We start from the raw sequence: 20168 nt of genomic DNA, 5'->3' as shown, positions 1-20168 counted from the left end.
CAAACGAGATAGGAGTCGGTCGCGTGGGCTCGGAGATGTGTATAAGAGGAAGTTGTTAAAGAGCCGCGGGGCTGAGCGTTTCGTCGTTGCCCCGTCGAGGAGTGCGCATTCTACGGATCGGGCCGTACCTGTCAAACCTTTTTTCGAGCTTTTCTTGAAATTCGTTTCAAGCGGTCAGTTTTCGTCCAGCCCGCGCCCGCCGGAAAGGGGCGCAAAGCCGCGCCCCGCCTGGGTTTACTTGATAATCACCCGGGCGATCTTTTTCTTGCCGGCCTGGATCACCGCGCTCTCGCCCCGGGCGAAGTTGCGCTCGTCGGTAAGCTGGTGCCCATCCACATAGACCGCGCCACGGGCGAACACGTCCTTGGCCGCCTTACCGTTCTGGGCCAGCCCGGCCAGACGCAGCAACGGCACCACGTGAATCTGGTCGCCGTCCTCCAGCACCACCTCCACTTCCGGCACATTGTCCGGGATCTCACCCAGGGCAGTCAGGTTGCCCGCCGAGGACGGCGCCGCGCGGGCCGCCTCCTCACCGTGGAACCGGGTCACCATCTCCAGGGCGAAGGCTTTCTTGGCCTCCTGGGGGCTGCCCAGGCGCTCCGCCTCGGCCCGGCGCTCCGCCAGCGCCTCGTTGGAAAGCCCGCTGAGCAATTCATAGTAACGCCAGGTCAGGGCATCGGGGATCGACAGCAGCTTGCGGTACATATCGCCGGGCGCGTCACTGACGCCCACATAGTTCTTCAGCGACTTGGACATCTTCTGCACCCCGTCGAGCCCTTCCAGGATCGGCATGGTCAGACAGATCTGCGGTCGCTGGCCGTGGGCCTTCTGCAGGGTGCGCCCCATCAGCAGGTTGAACTTCTGGTCGGTGCCGCCCAGTTCCACGTCCGCCTCCATGGCCACCGAGTCGTAACCCTGCACCAGCGGATAGAGGAACTCATGGACGGCGATCGGCTGGTTGGCCCGGTAGCGCTTGTCGAAGTCATCGCGCTCCAGCATGCGCGCCACCGTGTACTGGCTGGCCAGTTTGATCATGCCGGCGGCGCCCAGCTCGCTCATCCAGGTGGAGTTGAACACCACCTCGGTCTTATCCGGGTCAAGGATCTTGAACACCTGTTCCTTATAGGTTTCCGCGTTGCGCCCGACCTCTTCCGGGGTGAGCGGCGGCCGGGTGGCGCTTTTACCGGTGGGGTCGCCGATCAGGCCGGTAAAATCACCGATCAGGAACATCACATGGTGCCCCAGCTCCTGAAACTGGCGCAGCTTGTTGATCAGCACCGTATGCCCCAGGTGCAGATCCGGCGCGGTGGGATCGAAGCCGGCCTTGACCCGCAACGGTTTGCCACTGGCGATGCGCTCGCGCAGCTCGTCTTCCTGAATGATCTCATCGGCGCCCCGCGACAGCAGCGCCATTTGCTCTTCGACCTTGACCATGAACTACCTCAATACCTCGGACCGCCCCGGCGGCAAGCCCAGAATAACGGGGAACCCGACCACCCCGCGACGGTCAGAAAAGCCGACCGCCGGGGCTTCCGGACCCGGAAAAGCGGGCTATTGTAGCACTTGAAGGCGCCGGTAGAAGGCGGGTATCTTTGCTCCAATTCAAGGAACCTCCCCCGCGAATTCCAGGCCGGAGGCTCCGCCATGAATGCCCAAGGCGGCCAATTCAGAGTGTAGCGATCAGCATGAGAATGAAACTTTCCGCCCTCGGCCGCATGGCGCGCCGATTTCCCCGTGCCCACCTTGCCATCTCCGCCGCCCTTGCTCTTACCGTGGTGATCATGGCCCTGGCGCCGGAATCCGGAGAGAGCCACCCCGAACGCACCCGCACTCTGGAGCTGCCGAAGCCGGCACCGGCGGTGGCCACCAGCCAGCCGCAACCGGAGCCCGGCCACGCCGTCACCGCTGCGGAGCCGGTGCCGAAACAACCGGAGCGCGATTGGGTGGAGCTGGAGGTCAAGTCCGGAGACACCCTTTCCACCCTGCTGCAGGCCCACGGCGTTACCGCCGCCCAGGTACACCGCCTGGTCACCGGCGACGACAAGCTGGCCGAGCTGGCCAGGCTGCGCCCCGGCGACCACCTGAACATCTCCGTGGACGACCAGGGCGAACTGACCGCTCTGAGCTATCACCCGTCACGGGTGCAGACCGTCAAGGCGATTCTCCAGGACGACGGCCAATGGCGGGTGGAAAGCGAGACCCGGCAATATCAGCGCCGCACCCGGTTCGCGGAAGCCACCATCGACAATTCCCTGTTCCTGGCCGGCCACGCCGCCGGCATGAGCGACAACCTGACCATGCAGCTGGCCAACATCTTTGGCTGGGACATCGACTTCGTGCTCGACATCCGCAACGGCGACCGCTTCCGGGTGCTCTACGAGGAGCTCTATCTGGACGGCGAGAAAGTCGGCGAGGGCAATATTCTGGCGGCGGAGTTCTGGAACCAGGGCCGCCATCTGACCGCCTACCGGTTCCAAACCCGCTCCGGCGACACCGACTACTTCGACAGCCAGGGGCGCTCCATGCGCAAGGCGTTCATCCGTACCCCGGTGGCGTTCTCGCGCATCAGCTCGCGGTTCAACCTGGGCCGCAAGCACCCGATTCTCAACAAGGTGCGCGCCCACCGCGGCATCGACTACGCCGCCCCCAGCGGCACGCCGATCAAGGCCGCCGGCAACGGCAAGGTGATCTTCGCCGGGGTCAAGGGCGGTTATGGCAATGTGCTGATCCTCAAACATGGCCAACGCTACAGCACCCTGTACGCGCACATGCGCAGCTTCGCCAAGGGGATGCGCGTGGGCAGCCGGGTCACCCAGGGGCAGACCATCGGCTATGTGGGCATGTCCGGCCTGGCCACCGGCCCCCATCTGCACTATGAGTTCCGGGTGGACGGCGTGCACCGCAATCCGCAGACCGTGGAACTGCCCAAGGCGGAAGGCGTGAACAGCAACGAGAAGCCCCAGTTCCTGGTACAGACCAAGCGCATGGACGCCCAGATGACCCTGTTCGCGGAAGCCGCCACGCTGGCCAGCAGCAATGTGTTCTGATTCGGTGTTCGCCGGTCTTATGACCGGCACCAGCCTGGACGGCGTGGATGCCGTCCTGGCCCGCTTCACCGACCACCGGGTGGAGCTACTGGCCACCCACTCCGCGCCCCTGCCCGCCGCACTGCGTGACACCTTGCAGACCCTGACCCGCCCGGGGGCCGACGAGATCGATCGCGCCGGCCCCTGCCACCGGGCGCTTGGCCGGGAGTACGCCGCCGCCGTTCAGGCACTGGTGGCCGCCGCCGGCATCGACCCGGACACCATCACCGCCATCGGCTGCCATGGCCAGACCGTTCGCCATCGCCCGGGGCAGGACGGGTTCAGCCTGCAACTGGGCTGCCCGGACACCCTGGCCACCGCCACCGGCCTGCCGGTGATCAGTGATTTCCGTAACAAGGACATGGTGCTGGGTGGCCAGGGCGCGCCCCTGGCGCCCCGCTTCCACGAGTACCTGCTGGCGGCGCCGGACGCCCGGGTGGCGGTGCTGAATCTGGGCGGTATCGCCAATGTCAGCCTGCTGCGGGAGGGCACGCTGATCGGCGGGTTCGACACCGGCCCGGCCAACACCCTGCTGGACCTTTGGCACCAACGGCACCAGGGGCGGAGCTATGACGCCGACGGCGCCTGGGCGGCCGGCGGGCGGGTGCTGCCGGAACTGCTGGAGGCCCTGCTCCAGGACCCGTATTTCAGACAGGCGCCGCCGAAGAGCACCGGCCGCGAGTATTTTCATCTGGATTGGCTGGCCGGCTTCCTGGCCGACGACGCCGAGCCCCGGGATGTTCAGGCCACGCTGGCGGAGCTGACCGCCCGCAGCGTCGCCGAAGCGCTGGCGGCGTTCGCGCCGGAGCGTCTGCTGGTGTGTGGCGGCGGCGCCCACAATGGTGATCTGATGGCGCGCTTGAGTCGCTGCCTGGGAGTGAGTGCGGAATCCACTTCGGTGGTCGGCCTGGCGCCGGACTGGGTGGAGGCGGCGGCCTTTGCCTGGCTGGCCTGGGCCTGGTGGCATCGGGTGCCGGGCAATGCGCCGGCGGTCACCGGCGCCACCCGGCCGGCGGTTCTCGGCCGGCTGACGCTGCCGGACTGAAGCGGCTCAGCCCACCAACAGCATGGCGGTCATCGCGCACAGACTGCCCAGCAGGGCGCCGGCGGCGATGTCGGAAGGGTAATGCACGCCCAGCAACACCCGGGACAGCCCCACCAGGCCGGCGAACGCCAGCATCACCGTGGCACAGACCGGATAGAACACGCCCATCAGCGTGGCCATGACAAAGGCGGCGGCGGTGTGGCCGGAGGGGAAGCTGAAGCGGTCCGCCGGCTTCAGGAACACGCACAGGGTGGTGTCCATATCCGCCGGTCGCGGCCGTTTGATCAGGTGCTTGAGCAGCATGAAGGCCGGCACTTCCAGGCCGTAGGCAATCACCGCCGCCTGGGCGAAGCGGGTCCCCTGGGTGCTGTCCAGCAACCAGATAACCAACGCCAGGAACACGTAGAGGGGGCCATCGCCGAGCCGCGAGATGCCACGGGCCAGCTGCGCCCGATGGGCAGCACGGGGCTGACGCAGCAACCAGCCCATGGCGCGGGCGTCGGCGGCGGTCATACGCTGTAGTGAAGGACGCTGTATCATCATGCCTCCAGCTTCCGTGCTGTTAACGACAGTAATCTGATACTTTGATGACCGTTGTGTGACCGCTCCGGTTCCCGGCGGCGCCGAAAAACCGGCCGGCCAGGCCATGTCTCTATACCGAGAACGACGACCCGCAGCCACAGGTGGTGGCGGCGTTGGGGTTGTGAACGATGAACCGGGAGCCCATCAGCCCCTGTTCGTAGTCCACCTCGGACCCGTCCAGGTACTGAATGCTCATGGCATCCACCAGCAGCGTCACGTCCTCGCGGTTCACCGCGGTGTCGTCCTCGTTGACCTGCTCGTCGAAGGTGAAGCCATAGGAAAACCCCGCGCAACCGCCGCCGGTGATGTACACCCGCAGCTTGAGGTCGGGGTTGCCTTCGTCGTCACGCAGCTCGCGCACCTTGGCGGCGGCTCGCTCGGTCAGAATGATGGGATTGGATTCGCTCATGTCGGCCTGAAATGCTGGTACGAAAGCCATGGTCCAATACCCGAGTGTTACAGTCAAGAATTGTCCGTGGCCGGCGAGGCGTCGCCCCGGGCGTCGCCGGGTTTTTCCGGCGCCGGCAGGTTGCGGCGCTCTTCATCGAGGCGCACCAGCTTGCCGTTGACGCGGGCGCCGATCAGCATCTCGATGGTGACGTAGAACACATTGCCTTCCACCTGGGCCTTACTGGCCAGTTCCAGGTGCTCGGTGGCGTTGACGTCGCCTTCCACCCGGCCATTGATGGTAATGCGCGGCACCCGGATCTCGCCGCGCACCACGCCGGTCTCGCCGATCACCAGCTGGCCGCCTTCGCTGCCCACGGTGATGTTGCCCTCCACTTCCCCCTGGATGTGGAGGCCACCATTGAATTCGATGTCGCCCATGACGCGGGCACTGGGCGCGATCAGGGTGTGGTCACGAAAATTCCGCTGGCCACTGTTCTTCTTGTCTCGCCTCACCTGCTCTCTCCTGATAGTCGGTCGCTTGTTTCACCACGGCAGGCTGCGGGTTACCTCCGCACGCCGGCCACCGGTGGAACGCGCGGTCACTTCCAGCGCGCTCACCTCGAACCCCTCGGGCACCGTCAGAGTACCGGAAAGCTCCTGGAAATAACGGAACTTGAAGCTCAATTCACTGCTGTCATCGAGCCAATCCCCGGCTTCCAGGGTTTCCGCCTTGCCGTCGCGCATCCCCTTCAACGCCAGGCTCACCCGGCCGGACAGGTAGTCCCGGTTATCACCGGTCTGTACCAATACCAGACGGTAGCGGAAGCGGCGCTCGCCGTCGGCGGGCGCCACTTCGAACTTCTGCACCAGCAGGGGATTATCGGCGGAACCCGGCGACATCACGTTCTTGTAGAACGCCACCGCCTCTTCCAATTCCGCCGCCTGGTCACGCAGGGCCCGGATTTCCTGGCGCAACTGTTCGCCGGCCTGGTCGGACACCTGGGAATCGGCCCGATAGCGGGCCAGATCCTGGCGCGCCTCGGCCAGGTTCTCCCGGGTCTGTTTGAGTTCCGCGCGCAGTTCCTGAATATGCCGCCCGGTGTCCAGGGCACCGCCCTGCCCCAGCCAGAAGCCGCCGCCGGCGGCGGCCAGCACCGCCAGCACCGCCGCGATCAGCAACGATACCCGCCGGCGCCGGCGCCGGGACGGACTGACCGGCACCAGCACCACATCGTCCACGCCGGCGCGCGGGCGGTCACGGCGCGCCATCAGAGCGGGCGCGCCGGCGGGAAACAGCGAAGGCGGGGAAACGGCATCATGTCGCGGGCTCTCTCATACTTTCCTCTGAAACCAGGATGATAGGCACCGCTCGCGGACCGGGCAACTCAGCGCTTGTCGTCACCACCCTCGGTACTGACCACACGGGCCCGGTCCAGGGCCATGCCTTCCCCTTCCTGAAGGCGGTCCGCCAGGGAATCGTAAAGGGGCTTGAGCCAGACGATCTTGGAAACCGCCGCCGCCAGAAAGGCCCCGGCCATCAGCGGCAGCAGGATATCGTGGCGGTTGCCGGTCAGCTCCATGACGATCACGAAGGAGGTGATCGGGCGCTGGATCACCGCCGCCAGGAAAGCGGCCATGGCCACCAGCGTCAGCCCCACCACGGAAACGCCGGGGAACAGACCGCCGATCACATTGCCGATGCCGGCCCCGGCGGCCAGGCTGGGCGAGAACAGCCCGCCGGGCATGCCGGTGAAATAGGACACCAGGGTGGCGCCCATCTTCGCCAGCGGGTAGAACCAGTCGCCCTGGCTTTCGCCGGACAACAGGTGGCGGGCCTGTTCATAGCCGCTGCCGTAGGTGGCGCCGCCGGTGAGCAGCCCCAGGAACACCACCACCAGAGCGCACAGCAGCACCACCCGGTAGGGATGGTTGCGGGCATAGGGGGACAGGAACCGGCTGCCGGCGATCAGCATGCGGCTGAAGGCGCCGCCCAGCAGTCCGCAAACCAGCGCCGCCACGCCCACCGCCAGCCAGTCATGGGTGAGGTCCAGGGCGCCTTCCGGATGCCCGAAGTAGCTGTAGTGCCCGGCGATGGAGAGCACCACCACACCGGACAGCAGAATCGCCAGAATCAGGGTACCGCTGGTGCGCTGCTCGAAGGAGCCGGCCAGTTCCTCGATGGCGAACACGATCCCCGCCAGGGGCGCGTTGAACGCCGCCGACACCCCGGCGGCGCCGCCGGCCACGATCAAGGAGGTGTCCACGTACTTCTGCTGCAGCCGGCCGATCTTGCCCGCCGAATACATGATGGCGGCGCCGATCTGCACGCTGGGCCCCTCGCGGCCGATGCTGGCGCCGCACAACAGGCCCAGGCAGGTGAGCCCGAACTTGGTGACGATCACCCGCAGGGACAGGAAAGTGGGACGCAGCCAGTGGTAGCGCTGCTTGAGCACCACCAGCACCTGGGGAATACCACTGCCCTGGGATTCCGGGCCGGTGCGCCGCATGATCGCGGTGACCAGCAACATGCCCAGGGGCGTGATCAGAATGGGCCACAGGGACGATTGCCGCTGCATCTGGAAGAACAGGTCGGCGCAGTATTCCGCCACCCAGGCGAAGCTCACCGTGACCAGACCGACCAGCAGAGCGCCGATCCAGAACACCACCCGCATCTTCCAGTCTTGCATGGTGCCCAGCTGCCTACGGGTCAGACGTCGCGTGCGAAACAGGTAGTATCGCATCACACGGCTGGCACGCATCGGCTTGCTCACGGCACTCCTCTTGTCCGGTCGGGGCGGTCCGGGGCGACCGCGCTTTGGTGGCGGGGAAAGGCCCGGTAGTATAGCCCGTCCAGCGGTCAACACTCCAATGACGTTGACCCGTTCACTTGTAAACAGGCGCGACAGACGCGCCACCGTCCGGAGAGAGCGCCATGCTGTGGCTGAAGGCCTTTCATATCATCGCCGTGATCTGCTGGTTCGCCGGCATCTTCTATCTGCCCCGGCTGTTCGTATACCACGCCATGGCCGAGGACCAACCCAGCCGCGAGCGCTTCAAGATCATGGAGCGCAAGCTCTACCGGGGCATCATGAACCCGTCGATGATCGCCACCCTGGTGCTGGGCATCTGGATGCTGGCGCTGAACTGGGACTACTACAAAACCCAGGGCTGGATGCACGCCAAGCTGGCGCTGGTGGTGCTGCTGGTCGGTTACCACCATGTGTGCCTGGCCTACCTGAAGAAATTCGCCGCCGACGCCAACACCAAAAGCGACCGCTTCTACCGGGTGTTCAACGAGATACCGGTACTGCTGCTGGTCGCCATTGTGATCCTGGTGGTGGTGCGCCCGTTCTGACCTTGACGCGGCCCGCCCGGCGCCGGACGCTGGGGCCGCGCTTTCTTCATCAACCGTGGCGGTCATCGAAAGTGACGGTCATCGACAGTGGCGGTAGCAATGAAACCCAATATTCTGGTGATCGCCGGCCATGACCCCTCCGGGGGCGCCGGCATCCATGCCGACATCGAGGCGGTGCACAGCCTGGGCGGCTTCGCCAGCACCCTGATCACCGCGCTTACAGTGCAGAACAGCCGCAACGTGAGCGGCTTCCAGCTGACCCCCATCGATCTGCTGGAGCAACAGGCCGAGGCGCTGCTGGCCGACTACCAGTTCCAGGCGGTGAAGATCGGCATGACCGGCTCGGTGGAGATGGTGGAATGGATCGCCGACCTGCTGGCGCGGCTGCCCGGCGTGCCGGTGGTGCTGGACCCGGTGTTGGCGGCGGAGGCCGGCGGCAGCCTGGCCCGGGGCGACCTGGGCGAGGCCATGCTGACCCGCCTGGCTCCGCTGACCACGGTGCTCACGCCCAACCTGCCCGAGGCCGAGCTGCTGGCCGGTGTCCCCGGCGTGCAGGCGGCCGGGGCGCGGATCGCCGAGCGCTGCGGGCGCGCGGTGCTGGTCACCGGCACCCACGACGACACCGACCAGGTCAGCAATCATCTGTTCGACGGCGAGCGCCGCCACCACTGGGACTGGCCGCGCCTGCCGGAGGTCTACCACGGCTCCGGCTGCACCCTGGCCTCGGCCATGGCCTGCCGGCTGGCACGGGGCGACCACCTGGAGCAGGCCGCCGAGCAAGCACAACGCTGGCTGCACCAGGCCCTGCGTCACGCCTGGCGCCCGGGCGGCGGCCAGTACGTTCCCGACCGGAGGCCGCTATGAGCCATCCCGACACCCACCGCGTGCGCGGCCTGTACGCCATCACCGACCCGCGACTGACCCCCGGTGACAGTATGCTCAGCGCCGCCGAGGCGGCCCTGCGCGGCGGCGTCAGCATGTTGCAGTACCGCGACAAGCTCGCGGACACCGCCACCCGCCGCCACCGGGCGGCCCGCCTGGCGCTGCTGTGCCAGGATCACGGTGCCCTGTTCATCGTCAACGACGACCCGGCGCTGGCCGCCGAGGTGGAAGCCGACGGCGTGCATCTGGGCCAGAGCGACGGCGCCGTGGACAAAGCCCGGCGCCTGCTTGGCGGCGACAAACTGATCGGGGTGTCCTGCCATGGCCGCCTGGATCTGGCCGCCAAGGCCGCCGACGAGGGCGCCGATTATCTGGCCCTGGGCCGTTTTTTCGATTCCCAAACCAAACCCGAGGCGCCGCCGGCGGACCTGGATACCCTGCGCCAGGCCCGGCGCCGCTTTCATCAACCCCTGGTAGCGATCGGTGGGGTGAATGCGCATAATGCCGGCCTGCTGATCGAGGCCGGCGCCGATGCCGTGGCCGTGATCCACGCCCTGTTCGGCCTCGCCGATCCCGACGACGCCACCCACGCCGGCGTGGAAGCCGCCGCCCGCCAGTTGGCCGGCCTGTTCAACCGCTAACGCCCGTCAAGGAGTCCCCCATGAGTCGCACGCATTCCGAACAATTGTTCCGCCGCGCCCAGAAGCACATCCCCGGGGGCGTCAATTCGCCGGTGCGCGCGTTCAAGGGCGTGGGCGGCACGCCGGTGTTCTTCCACCGCGCCGAAGGCCCCTATCTCTACGACGAGGACGACAACCGCTACGTGGACTACGTGGGCTCCTGGGGTCCGATGATCCTCGGCCATAACAATGAAGCGGTGCGCGAAGCGGTGCTGCGGGCGGTGGCCGACGGCCTCAGCTTCGGCGCCCCCACCGCCGCCGAAGTGGACATGGCCGACCTGGTCTGCGAAATGGTGCCCTCCATGGACATGGTGCGCATGGTCAACTCCGGCACCGAGGCCACCATGACCGCCATCCGCCTGGCGCGCGGTTACACCGGCCGCGACAAGATCATCAAATTCGAAGGCTGCTACCACGGCCACGTGGACAGCCTGCTGGTGAAGGCGGGCTCCGGCGCGCTGACCCTGGGCACCCCCAGTTCCCCCGGCGTGCCCAAGGCGGTCACCGACGACACCCTGACGCTGAACTACAACGACGCCGGCGGCCTGGAGGAAGTGTTCAAGGCCCGTGGCGAGGAAATCGCGGCGGTGATCGTCGAGCCGGTGGCCGGCAACATGAACTGCGTGCCGCCCACCCAGGGGTTCCTGGAAGCCCTGCGTAGCTACTGCGACCAGTACGGTGCGGTGCTGATCTTCGACGAGGTGATGACCGGTTTCCGGGTGGCCCGGGGCGGCGCCCAGGCGCTCTACGGCGTGACCCCGGACCTGACCACCCTGGGCAAGATCATCGGCGGCGGCATGCCGGTGGGCGCGCTGGGCGGCAAGAAAGCGGTGATGGAACACCTGTCACCGCTGGGCCCGGTGTACCAGGCCGGCACCCTGTCCGGCAATCCGGTGGCCATGGCCGCCGGCCTGGCCACCCTGCGGCAGCTGCAACGGGAAGGCTTCTACGAGGAACTGGAAGCGAAGACCGAGAAACTCACCGAGGGGCTGTCCACCATCGCCCGGGAAGTGGGGGTCGGCTTGCACACCACCCGGGCCGGCGGCATGTTCGGGCTGTACTTCACCGAGCAGACCCGCATCACCCGTTTCGACGAGGTGATGGCCTGCGACGCGGCGCGCTTCGGCACCTTCTTCAACGCCATGCTGGACCGTGGTGTGTATCTGGCGCCCAGCGCCTTTGAAGCGGGCTTCGTGTCCATCGCCCACGACGACGCCGACATCGACGCCACCCTGGACGCCGCCCGGGCGGCCTTTGCCGCCCTTTGAGGATTCGCGGCTGAAGCCGCTCCTACGCATCGCTTGTAGGAGCGGCTTCAGCCGCGCCCCCTAACGGGCCAGCGGCACCATCCTGCCACCGGTCAGCGCCAGCAGATCCGCCGGCGCCATCTCGATCTCAAGGCCACGCCGGCCGGCACTCATATACAGGGTGTCGTAGCCGCCGGCGCTGTCGTCCACCCACAGCGGCAGCCGCTTCTTCTGCCCCAGCGGGCTGATGCCCCCCAGCACATAACCGGTGAGCCGCTCCGCCAGGGCGCCGTCCGCCATGGCCGCCTTCTTGCCACCGGCGGCCCGCGCCAGCGCCTTCAGGTCCAGGCTGCGGCCCACCGGCACCATGGCCACCTGGGTGCGGCCGTCCACGTCCGCCAGCAACGTCTTGAACACCTGCCCCGCCGGCAGGCCAAGCCGTTCGGCGGCTTCCAGGCCGTAGCTCTGTGCCTGCGGGTCGTGTTGATACTCGTGCAGCCGGAACCGTACACCGCCTTTCTCGGCGGCTTTCACCGCCGGTGTCATGCCTGGCCCCGGCGCAGTTTCTCGGCCCGGGCGCGGGCCGCGTCGGCGCCTTCCGGATCGTTCAGCTCGGCGCGGGCGGCGGCCACCAGCTCCCAAAGATCCGCCCGGTAGGCGTCATTGTCCGGCGCCAGCCGCAGGGCGCGGCGGGCCAGCCCTTCGGCGGCGGCGGGATCGCCCTCTTCCAACCGCAGCAGCGCCAGCTCCCGGTACAGCCAGGACGAATTGGGGGCCATGGTCAGGGCCCGCTCCAGATAGCGCCCGGCGGCGGCATCGCGGCCCTGCTCCCGGGCCTGGCCGGCGCGCTCCAGCAATGCCAGCGCCGGCGAGCCGGACAGTTCGGTATCGGCGGTCACCGGCGCCCCTTGCGTGCGCGGCGTTTCCGCGGTGGGCATGGCGGTACAGCCGGACATCAACAGGGCCACCAGCACCAGCCAGCGCAGCGGCGCCGGCACGGTCAGGGCGGGCAAGGGGATCGTTTGCGATAGCACGGACGACATGGATCGCGTTCCTTTTCGTGGTGTTTCGTTCCAGGGTGAACAGCCGGCATTCTCCCGCTTTTCTTCCCGGGTGGCCACGGCTACAGTTGTGAACCGCTCAGCACCCCGGGAATGCCATGACACTCAGCGCGAACGACCTTGCCGACCTGGAACGGGCGGTCCGGCTGCTGACCTCGCCCAGCCTGGTCGCCCGCCTTTCCCACCAGATCGGATCACCGCTGGAGAGCGCGGTGAAAAAGCTGCCCGCCGGCGCGTCCGCGCGCATTAACGCAGCGGTGGAAGTGGCCCTGCGCAGGGCGGTGGACGCCGCCCTGTGGAGCCTGGACAAGACGCCCCGGCCGGCCTCCACCCGGCGCCACAAACTGTACGCGGCGGCGTCCGGCGCGGTGGGCGGCGCCTTCGGTCTGACCTCGCTGCTGGTGGAACTGCCGGTCTCCACCACCATCATGATGCGCGCGGTGGCCGACGTGGCCCGGGGTGAGGGGTTCGACCTGGATGACCCGGATACCCAGGCGGCCTGCGTGGAAGTGTTCGCCATGGGCGGACCGTCCGACAAGGACGACGGCGCCGAAACCGGCTATTACATGGCCCGTGGCTTCGCCACCCAGGCCATGGGGCAACTATCCCGGGAACTGGCCGACATCGCCGCCCGCCAGGGCGCCGGCCACACCGCCGGACTGATGACCTCCACCCAGGCGGGCAAATGGCTGGGGCGCCTGATCGAAAAGGTGGCGGAGCGCTTCGGCGTGGTGATCACCAACAAGATCGCCGCCCAGGCGGTGCCCATTATCGGCGCCGCCACCGGCGCCACCCTGAACACCCTGTTCACCGATTTCTATCAGGACATGGCGCTGGGCCATTTCACCGTCAAACGGCTGGAAAACCGCTACGGCGCGGAGGTGATCCGCGCCGAGTTCGAAAAACAGGCGGCCCGCCAATGGCATCGCGGCTGAAGCCGCTCCTACCATCGCGGGTGGTCAGTTGAACAGGCCCTTGAACCAGTCCACCACTCCCTTGCCGGCCTTGCGCACCGGGCCGCTGTCCCCGCAACCGTCGCTGGCGGTGGGAATCGAGACTTCCATCATCGGGTACTGACGGGCGTCGTTGCAGTTCTCGCCGCTGGTCTCGTCGCCGGACGGCGCCATCCACACGTTTTCCACTCCCGGCGGCGGGGTATCCGACAGGCTGGTCTGCGGCAGCGAGGCCATCACCTGGCTCCAGACCGGCAAAGCGCCGGTGGCACCGGTGACCTGGGCACTCTGGTTGTTGTCGCGGCCGACCCACACCACCGCCAGATGGTTGCCGGAGAAACCGGCGAACCAGGCGTCACGATACTGGTCGCTGGTGCCGGTCTTGCCCGCCACCCGCAGGTCCTGGGGCAGCACCCGGCGGGCGCCCCGGCCGGTGCCGGAGTTGATCACCTGCTGCATGGCCCACTGGGTCAGGTAGGCGGGGCCGGAGTCCAGCACCTCGGAGGTTTCCACCGGGTAGCGCGCCAGCGGGTCGCCGTTCTTGTCCAGCACATCGGTGATCGAGCGCAGCGGCGTGGCGAAGCCGCCGGTGGCCAGGGGCTGGTACCACATGGCCACCTCGAACGGCGTCATATTGATACTGCCCAGCAAAATACTCGGATAGGCCGGAATCTTGCGGCGCACGCCCAGCTGCTCCAGGGTTTTCACCACCTCGCCGGGGCCCAGGTCCATGCCCAGGTTGACGGTGCCCTGGTTGTAGGAATGCACCAGCACATCCAGCAGCGGCACCGGCCCGTGGGATTCGCCGCTGAAGTTCTGCGGTGTCCAGGTCTTGCCGTTGGCCAGGGGCACGGTGATCGGCTGGTCCGGAACCAGGGTCGCCAGGCTGTAGCGCTTGGGCTGCTTGAGCGCGGTGAGCACCACCGCCGGCTTGATCAGGGAACCGATCTGGCGGCTGGCGTCCAGGGCCCGGTTGTAGCCATGGTCCCGGGGCTTGCGGCTGCTGACCAGGGCCAGCACGTCCCCCTGGGAAGGCGCCACCACCACCACCGAGCCGTTGAGCCGGTCGCCGCTGCCGTCGATGCGCTTGAGGTGCTCGCGCAGGGCGCTTTCCGAGGCCAGCTGGGCGAGCACGTCCAGGGTGGAATGGATGCGCAGGCCGTCGGCGCCGAGCACCTCCGGCGGGTAATCCCGGGCCAGTTGCCGGCGCACCAGATCAATAAAGGCGGGGAAGGCATACAGCGGCGAGGCGCCCCGTGGCACCACTTCCAGGCCACGCTCCTTGTAGCGCTGGAAATCCCGGTCACTCAGGGCGCCTTCGTCATGGGCCACCCGCAGCACCGTATTGCGGCGTGCCTTGGCGCGGGCCTCGTTGCGGCGCGGATCGTAGTAGCTGGGGCCCTTCAGCAACGCCACCAGGGTGGCCAGCTGGTGCGGCTCCAACTCTTCCAGGGGACGGCCGAAGTAGAACTGCGCGCCCAGGCCCATGCCATGGATGGCGCGGTTGCCGTCCTGGCCGAGATAAACCTCGTTCAGGTAGGCCTCGAGGATCTGCTCCTTGCTGTAGTGCAGCTCCAGCAGCACCGCCATGGGCATTTCCACCAGCTTGCGCGCCAGGGTGCGATCCTGGGTGAGCCAGAAATTCTTCACCAGTTGCTGGGTGAGGGTACTGCCGCCCTGCACCAGCCCGCCGGCCTTGAGATTGGCGAGCATGGCCCGGGCCAGGCCACGGGGGGAAATACCGTGGTGGTCGTAGAAGTCCCGGTCCTCGGTGGCGATCAGCATCTGCACCAGCAGCGGCGGCACCCGGTCCAGGGGCACGAACACCCGGTCCTCGGTGTGGCCGGGATGGATGCTGCCGATCTGCAACGGCTCCAGGCGCGCCACGGAATCATTGCCACCGCCGCCACTGAGAGCACGGATACGGTCACCGCCCAGGGTCACCCGGATGCGCTCCGCCTGCTCGCCGCCATCACTGTCGCGGAAGCCGCGGGTGTGGATCACCAGGGTATTGCCGTCGGTGCTGTAGCTGCCCGGTGTCGGCGCGCCGGCGGCGCGCCGGTAGCGCATCAGTTCCAGCAGCTTGAGCATGTCGTTGCGTGACAGCACCCGTCCGGGGTACAGCTCCACCGGCCGCGCGTAGACCCGCGCCGGCAGCTGCCAGACGTGGCTGTCGAAGCGGTCACGGACATAGGCGTCCAGATAGGCAAGCCCGGCGGCCGCCAATAACAGCAGCACCAGCGCCAGCTTGCCGATGAAACGCCAGCTCCACCAGCGGCGTCGCTGCCGGGAGACCTTACGCTTTTTGGATGATTTCGATGTTTTCGCTTTCTTCGCCATGGCGGGAGTATAGAGAGACCTGTGGGAACCGCCTATGGACGGCGTTCCGGTTTTACACTGTTAGATGGCGTCACCATAATAGGCGCCTTCGCCAACCCGTTCGGAGCCTCCATGGAGAAAAAATACGACGTGTACGCCATCGGCAACGCCCTGGTGGATACCGAAATCGAGGTCAGCGACGACTTCATCAATCGCATGAACCTGGGTAAGGGACTGATGACCCTGGTCGACGAGGCACGCCAGCGCGAACTGCTGGACGCCCTGGCCGGGGAAGCCGAACCGCACAACCATACCTGCGGCGGCTCCGCCTGCAACACCGTGGTGGCCACCCGCTACTTCGGCGGCCGTGGTTACTATGCCTGCAAGGTGGCCGATGACGACACCGGCACCTTCTTCGTGGACGCCCTGCGCGCCGCCGGCGTGGACAGCAACATGGGCGACCAGCGCGAGGCCGGCACCTCCGGCAAATGCCTGGTGATGATCACCCCGGACGCGGAACGCACCATGAACAGCTTCCTGGGCATCTCGCAGACCGTCAGCGAGTCGGAGCTGGACGAAGCGGCCATCGCCGCCTCCCGCTACGTTTACCTGGAAGGCTATCTGGTCAGCTCCGACAGCGGCCGGGCCGCCGCCGTGCGCCTGCGCGAACTGGCGGAGAAACACGGCGTGCGCACCTCGCTGACGTTCTCCGACCCGGCCATGGTGCAATTGTTCCGTGACGGGCTGGTGGAAATGCTCGGCACCGGCGTGGACCTGCTGTTCTGCAACGAGGCGGAAGCGCTGGGCTTCACCGGCACCGATTCCCCGGAAGCTGCCCTGGAAGCGCTCAAGCCGCTTTGCAACGGTCTGGCCATGACCCTGGGTGCCCGTGGCGCCCTGCTGTGGGACGGCGAGAACACCCATCAGGTGGAAGCGGAACCGGTGCAGCCGCTGGACACCAACGGCGCCGGCGACATGTTCGCGGGGGCCTTTCTCTATGCTCTCACCCAGGGCCAAGACTTCCCCACCGCCGGCCGCCTGGCCAGCGCCGCCTGCGCCCGGCTGATCCGCGAATTCGGACCGCGCCTGTCGGCGGAGGCGCATCTGGAGATCCGGCGCCGGGTGCTGGGCCAATGAGCGGCCAGCAGCCGGTTTGCGGGGTGGAGGAAATCCCCCACGAGAGCGCCCGGGAGTTTCAGGTGGGCGACCAGTCGGTGGTGGTGGTGCGCTTCGACGGCCAGTTCCATGCCTATCTGAACTGGTGCCCGCACCTGGGCATCGAGCTGAACTTCATGCCCGACCAGTTCATGGACGACGACGGCCGCTTTCTGGTGTGCGCCAACCATGGCGCCCTGTTCGAGCCGGAAAACGGGCACTGCCTGTCCGGGCCGTGCAGCGGTGAGTCGCTCACCGCGGTACCGGTGGAAGTGCGCGACGACACCGTCTGGGTGGGCCCGGTGGGAGCCCCCGCATGAACCACCAGGGCGCCGGGCATCATCCGTTCGACGATCTGACCCCGGACGTGATCCTGGACGCCGTGGACAGCGCCGGCTTCGTCACCGACGGCCGCTTGCTGGCACTGAACAGTTTCGAGAACCGGGTCTATCAGGTGGGGCTGGAGGACACCGATCCGGTGGTCACCAAGTTCTACCGGCCGGGCCGCTGGAGTGACGCGCAGATCGTCGAGGAACATTCCTTCAGCGGCTTTCTCCGTGACCAGGAGCTGCCGGTGGTGGCACCGCTGGCCAACGCCGACGGCGACACCCTGTTCGTCCATGCCGGCTTCCGCTTCGCGGTGTTTCCCCGCCAGGGCGGCCACGCCCCGGAACTGGACAACGACAACCATCTGCGACTGCTCGGGCGCACCCTGGCGCGCTGGCACGCCGCCGGCAACGACCGGCCGTTCCAGGCCCGCCCGGTGCTCGATGTGCTGGCCGACAGCCGCCAGGCGGTGGACTATGTGAACGGCGACGTGGTGGACCCCAACTTCGCCGGGCGCTACCGGGACGTGACCGCCGCGCTGCTGGACGCCATGGCGGAACGCCTGCGCGACCAAAGCTGGACCGCCATCAACGTGCACGGCGACTGCCACACCGGCAATATTCTCTGGCGCGACGACATGCCCCACTTCGTGGACCTGGACGACAGCCTGCGCGGCCCGGCCATGCAGGACCTGTGGATGCTGCTCTCCGGGGATGAGCTGGAAAACCAGCAACAGCTGCGGGTGCTGGCGGAAGGCTACGAGACCTTTTTGCCGTTTCCCTGGGCGCAGCGCCGCCTGATCGAGCCCCTGCGCACCCGGCGCATCCTGCGGCACAGCGCCTGGCTGGCGGAGCGCTGGGACGACCCGGCGTTCCCGCCCGCCTTCCCCTGGTTCGAGTCACCGCGCTATTGGCAGGACCATCTCAACGATCTGGAGCAGCAGCTGGATGCGCTGAGCCGGGGAGATATCGGCTGACGGTGGGTCGCGGCTGAAGCCGCTCCTACAGAGGTGATGTAGGAGCGGCTTCAGCCGCGATCCAGCGTCACCGGCACCGGGGCGTCCAATTCAAAGCAATCCTGCGCCATGCGCGTGCGCCAGGCCAGCACCTCCACGCCGGCGGCCACCGCCTCGCGCAGCAGCTCCCCGTAACGGGCATCGATATGGTCCGCCGGGCCGGCCCGGCGGGCGCCGCTGTGCTGCACGCAGAAGAACAGCACCGCCCGGCCGCCGCCGCGCACCACCTCCATCAATGAGCGCAGATGTTTCTGCCCCCGCTCGGTCACCGAATCCGGAAAACGGATGTCGCCGTGGTCCGGATCGTCCGGCCCGGGCCCCAGGGTCACGTTCTTGACCTCGATATAGGTGTGCGGCGCGGCCCGCTCCCCCAGGGCCAGGTCGAAGCGGCTGTCGCCGAACACCACTTCCCGCTCCACGCCATCGCCCGGGTCCAGCTCCGGCACCCGCCCGGCCAAGATCGCCTCCGCCACCAGCGCGTTGGTGCGCCCGGTGTTGACCCCGGCCCAGTGGCCGTGGGCCACCCGCACCGCTTCCAGGGTGTGACGATACTTGCGCTTGTCGTTGCCGCTGTCGGAGATCAGCGCCGCCTGCTCCACGCCGGGCAGCACGCAGTATTTCATCGAGCCGGTGTTGGGACAGTGCACCGTGATTTCCTCACCATCCGGCAAGCGCACGTCGGCGAGAAAGCGCTTGTAGCGGCGCAGCAGCGTGACCGCCCGCAGCGGCGGCTCGAACTTCACGGGCGCCCCAGGTAGTCGGCGAGGCGGCGCAGCGCCTCGCGCAGGCGGTCTTCATCGCAGGTATAGGCCAGCCGCAGGTAGCGCTCCGGGTGATGGTCGGCGCCGAAATCCAGCCCCGGGGTCAACGCCACCCCGGCCTCCTCCAGCAGGTCCTGACAAAAGGCGAAGCTGTCGTCGGTGTGGGCGCTGACATCCACATATAGATAGAAGGCGCCCTCGGCGCCGCCCACCACCGGCAGCCCCAGCGCCGGCAGCGCTTCCTTCAACAGGGTGCGGCGGCGATCCAGCAGCTGGCGGCGCTGTTCCGCGATCAGCAGGGTTTCCTCATCGAACGCCGCCAGCGCCGCGTGCTGCGCCACCGTGGCCGGCGCCAGAAACCAGTTCTGCGCCAGCCGTTCGATGGCCGGCACCAGCGCCCGGGGCGCCACCAGCCAGCCCAGCCGCCACCCGGTCATGCCGAAATACTTGCTGAAACTGTTGATCACCACCGCCTGGTCGCCGTGGCGCAACACCGTGTCCGCCGGGGCGTCGTAACACAGCCCCTGGTAGATTTCGTCCACCACCAGGGTGCCGCGCCGCTCCGCGCACCAGCGTGCCATGGCCGCCAGCTCGGCGGTGTCCAGCCGGTTGCCGGTGGGATTGTCCGGGCTTGCCACCATCGCCAGCCGGGTGCGCTCGCCCCAACTGGCGGCCAGCCGCTGGTGGCTGAGGCGGAACTGCTCCGCCGGGTCCAGGGTCAGCGGGCGCGGCACGCCACCGGCCAGGGTCACGAACTGGCGATTGCAGGGATAGCCCGGATCGCACAGCAGCGCTTCATCGCCGGGATTGAGCAGCGCCGTCATCACCAGCTGCAGGGCGCCGGACGCCCCCGGCGTCACCACCACCTGGTCGGCGGTCACCGGCGCCCCCAGCCGGCGCCGGTAATCCAGGGCGATGGCTTCGCGCAGGGCGGGCAGCCCGGCGGCGGGGGTGTAGCGGGTGTCGCCCCGCGCCAGGGCGTCGCCGGCGGCGGCCATGATCGGGGCCGGGCACGGGAAGTCCGGCTCGCCCACTTCCAGGTGCAGAATGTCACGTCCCGCCGCCTGCAGGGCCTGGGCCCGCTCCAGCAGAGCCATCACATGAAAGGGCGGTGTCCGGGTCGCCAGAAGGGAAAGTGGCGCGCCGGAATCGGTGGTTTTCGTAGTGGTCAAAAAAAAACCTCTTTTTCCACGGGAAAAGCTTTGCTATACCTTCGTCGCTTCGGCCTTTTTCAGGGCTGGTGGTTCTGCCCGTGTGGGCTATAATCGCCGCGCCCCGCGCCGCCGGCTGCCCTCCGTGAGCACGCTGGC

General features: G+C 67.6%; 21 protein-coding genes. 10 read left to right on the top strand and 11 right to left on the bottom strand.

Annotation, left to right across the window (positions count from 1 at the left end; translation table 11 throughout):
- Nucleotides 1–234: 234 nt before the first annotated feature.
- Nucleotides 235–1434, bottom strand: coding sequence for a tyrosine--tRNA ligase (tyrS, locus tag FGS76_RS00910; protein WP_138770741.1), 1200 nt, complete (start codon nucleotides 1432–1434; stop codon nucleotides 235–237).
- Between the two features lie 251 nt (nucleotides 1435–1685).
- Between tyrS and FGS76_RS00905 the strand changes: the two genes are divergently transcribed.
- Nucleotides 1686–3047 carry an OapA family protein gene (locus tag FGS76_RS00905; protein ID WP_138770740.1) on the top strand — a complete coding sequence of 454 codons (1362 nt, stop codon included), beginning with the start codon at nucleotides 1686–1688 and terminating at the stop codon, nucleotides 3045–3047.
- Complete coding sequence (locus FGS76_RS00900) at nucleotides 3037–4131, top strand: anhydro-N-acetylmuramic acid kinase (RefSeq protein WP_138770739.1); 1095 nt, start codon at nucleotides 3037–3039, stop codon at nucleotides 4129–4131. The genes FGS76_RS00905 and FGS76_RS00900 overlap by 11 nt, the downstream gene beginning before the upstream one ends.
- 6 nt (nucleotides 4132–4137) lie before the next feature.
- Here the strand turns inward: FGS76_RS00900 and FGS76_RS00895 are convergent, their stop codons facing one another.
- The 5 genes from FGS76_RS00895 to FGS76_RS00875 all read right to left on the bottom strand — a co-directional run bounded on the left by FGS76_RS00895 (nucleotide 4138) and on the right by FGS76_RS00875 (nucleotide 7874).
- Complete coding sequence (locus tag FGS76_RS00895) at nucleotides 4138–4674, bottom strand: phosphatase PAP2 family protein (protein WP_240692340.1); 537 nt, start codon at nucleotides 4672–4674, stop codon at nucleotides 4138–4140.
- Nucleotides 4675–4783: 109 nt separating this feature from the next.
- The gene (gene erpA, locus FGS76_RS00890; protein ID WP_138770756.1) at nucleotides 4784–5122 is read right to left on the bottom strand and encodes an iron-sulfur cluster insertion protein ErpA; all 339 of its coding nucleotides are present in this window, start codon (nucleotides 5120–5122) and stop codon (nucleotides 4784–4786) included.
- Between the two features lie 53 nt (nucleotides 5123–5175).
- Nucleotides 5176–5616 (bottom strand): bactofilin family protein, encoded by a 441-nt coding sequence (locus tag FGS76_RS00885; RefSeq protein ID WP_138770738.1) that lies wholly within the window; start codon nucleotides 5614–5616, stop codon nucleotides 5176–5178.
- Nucleotides 5617–5646: 30 nt separating this feature from the next.
- The gene (locus tag FGS76_RS00880) at nucleotides 5647–6372 is read right to left on the bottom strand and encodes a DUF6776 family protein (protein ID WP_138770737.1); all 726 of its coding nucleotides are present in this window, start codon (nucleotides 6370–6372) and stop codon (nucleotides 5647–5649) included.
- A gap of 116 nt (nucleotides 6373–6488) precedes the next feature.
- Nucleotides 6489–7874 carry a chloride channel protein gene (locus FGS76_RS00875; RefSeq protein WP_240692338.1) on the bottom strand — a complete coding sequence of 462 codons (1386 nt, stop codon included), beginning with the start codon at nucleotides 7872–7874 and terminating at the stop codon, nucleotides 6489–6491.
- A 161-nt stretch (nucleotides 7875–8035) separates the two neighbouring features.
- Here FGS76_RS00875 and hemJ point away from each other — a divergent pair, with 161 nt between their 5' ends.
- The 4 genes from hemJ (at nucleotide 8036) to hemL (ending at nucleotide 11288) form a co-directional block, all read left to right on the top strand.
- Entirely contained in the window at nucleotides 8036–8458 is a 423-nt protein-coding gene (hemJ, locus tag FGS76_RS00870; RefSeq protein WP_138770736.1) for a protoporphyrinogen oxidase HemJ, read from the top strand.
- 99 nt (nucleotides 8459–8557) lie between these two features.
- Nucleotides 8558–9322, top strand: a complete 765-nt coding sequence (thiD, locus tag FGS76_RS00865; RefSeq protein ID WP_138770735.1) for a bifunctional hydroxymethylpyrimidine kinase/phosphomethylpyrimidine kinase — start codon at nucleotides 8558–8560, stop codon at nucleotides 9320–9322.
- Entirely contained in the window at nucleotides 9319–9981 is a 663-nt protein-coding gene (thiE, locus tag FGS76_RS00860) for a thiamine phosphate synthase (RefSeq protein ID WP_138770734.1), read from the top strand. Before thiD ends, thiE begins: the two co-directional genes overlap by 4 nt.
- Before the next feature lie 20 nt (nucleotides 9982–10001).
- Entirely contained in the window at nucleotides 10002–11288 is a 1287-nt protein-coding gene (hemL, locus tag FGS76_RS00855; RefSeq protein ID WP_138770733.1) for a glutamate-1-semialdehyde 2,1-aminomutase, read from the top strand.
- A gap of 60 nt (nucleotides 11289–11348) precedes the next feature.
- Here the strand turns inward: hemL and ybaK are convergent, their stop codons facing one another.
- Together ybaK and FGS76_RS00845 are read right to left on the bottom strand one after the other, a co-directional pair.
- On the bottom strand, nucleotides 11349–11813 hold the full coding sequence (gene ybaK / locus FGS76_RS00850; RefSeq protein ID WP_138770732.1) for a Cys-tRNA(Pro) deacylase: 465 nt from the start codon (nucleotides 11811–11813) through the stop codon (nucleotides 11349–11351).
- Nucleotides 11810–12310, bottom strand: coding sequence for a tetratricopeptide repeat protein (locus tag FGS76_RS00845; RefSeq protein ID WP_240692336.1), 501 nt, complete (start codon nucleotides 12308–12310; stop codon nucleotides 11810–11812). The genes ybaK and FGS76_RS00845 overlap by 4 nt, the downstream gene beginning before the upstream one ends.
- Before the next feature lie 116 nt (nucleotides 12311–12426).
- Between FGS76_RS00845 and FGS76_RS00840 the strand changes: the two genes are divergently transcribed.
- Nucleotides 12427–13263, top strand: coding sequence for an EcsC family protein (locus FGS76_RS00840; protein ID WP_138770731.1), 837 nt, complete (start codon nucleotides 12427–12429; stop codon nucleotides 13261–13263).
- Between the two features lie 24 nt (nucleotides 13264–13287).
- Here the strand turns inward: FGS76_RS00840 and mrcB are convergent, their stop codons facing one another.
- Nucleotides 13288–15621: a penicillin-binding protein 1B gene (gene mrcB, locus FGS76_RS00835; RefSeq protein ID WP_138770730.1), complete on the bottom strand. Its 2334-nt coding sequence runs from the start codon at nucleotides 15619–15621 to the stop codon at nucleotides 13288–13290.
- Between the two features lie 111 nt (nucleotides 15622–15732).
- Here mrcB and FGS76_RS00830 point away from each other — a divergent pair, with 111 nt between their 5' ends.
- The 3 genes from FGS76_RS00830 to FGS76_RS00820 are packed head-to-tail and all read left to right on the top strand — an operon-like array spanning nucleotide 15733 to nucleotide 18058.
- Complete coding sequence (locus FGS76_RS00830; protein WP_138770729.1) at nucleotides 15733–16737, top strand: adenosine kinase; 1005 nt, start codon at nucleotides 15733–15735, stop codon at nucleotides 16735–16737.
- On the top strand, nucleotides 16734–17075 hold the full coding sequence (locus FGS76_RS00825; RefSeq protein ID WP_138770728.1) for a Rieske (2Fe-2S) protein: 342 nt from the start codon (nucleotides 16734–16736) through the stop codon (nucleotides 17073–17075). Before FGS76_RS00830 ends, FGS76_RS00825 begins: the two co-directional genes overlap by 4 nt.
- The gene (locus FGS76_RS00820; protein ID WP_138770727.1) at nucleotides 17072–18058 is read left to right on the top strand and encodes a serine/threonine protein kinase; all 987 of its coding nucleotides are present in this window, start codon (nucleotides 17072–17074) and stop codon (nucleotides 18056–18058) included. The genes FGS76_RS00825 and FGS76_RS00820 overlap by 4 nt, the downstream gene beginning before the upstream one ends.
- A 50-nt stretch (nucleotides 18059–18108) precedes the next feature.
- On the opposite strand, the gene sfsA is transcribed toward FGS76_RS00820, so the two are convergent.
- Both sfsA and FGS76_RS00810 read right to left on the bottom strand, forming a co-directional pair.
- The gene (gene sfsA, locus FGS76_RS00815; RefSeq protein ID WP_138770726.1) at nucleotides 18109–18840 is read right to left on the bottom strand and encodes a DNA/RNA nuclease SfsA; all 732 of its coding nucleotides are present in this window, start codon (nucleotides 18838–18840) and stop codon (nucleotides 18109–18111) included.
- The gene (locus FGS76_RS00810; RefSeq protein WP_138770753.1) at nucleotides 18837–19955 is read right to left on the bottom strand and encodes an aminotransferase class I/II-fold pyridoxal phosphate-dependent enzyme; all 1119 of its coding nucleotides are present in this window, start codon (nucleotides 19953–19955) and stop codon (nucleotides 18837–18839) included. Before FGS76_RS00810 ends, sfsA begins: the two co-directional genes overlap by 4 nt.
- Nucleotides 19956–20168 lie beyond the last annotated feature (213 nt).

The sequence above is a fragment of the Alloalcanivorax gelatiniphagus genome (assembly GCF_005938655.1).
Classification (GTDB): domain Bacteria; phylum Pseudomonadota; class Gammaproteobacteria; order Pseudomonadales; family Alcanivoracaceae; genus Alloalcanivorax; species Alloalcanivorax gelatiniphagus.
This window is presented reverse-complemented; position numbering and strand designations above follow the sequence as displayed.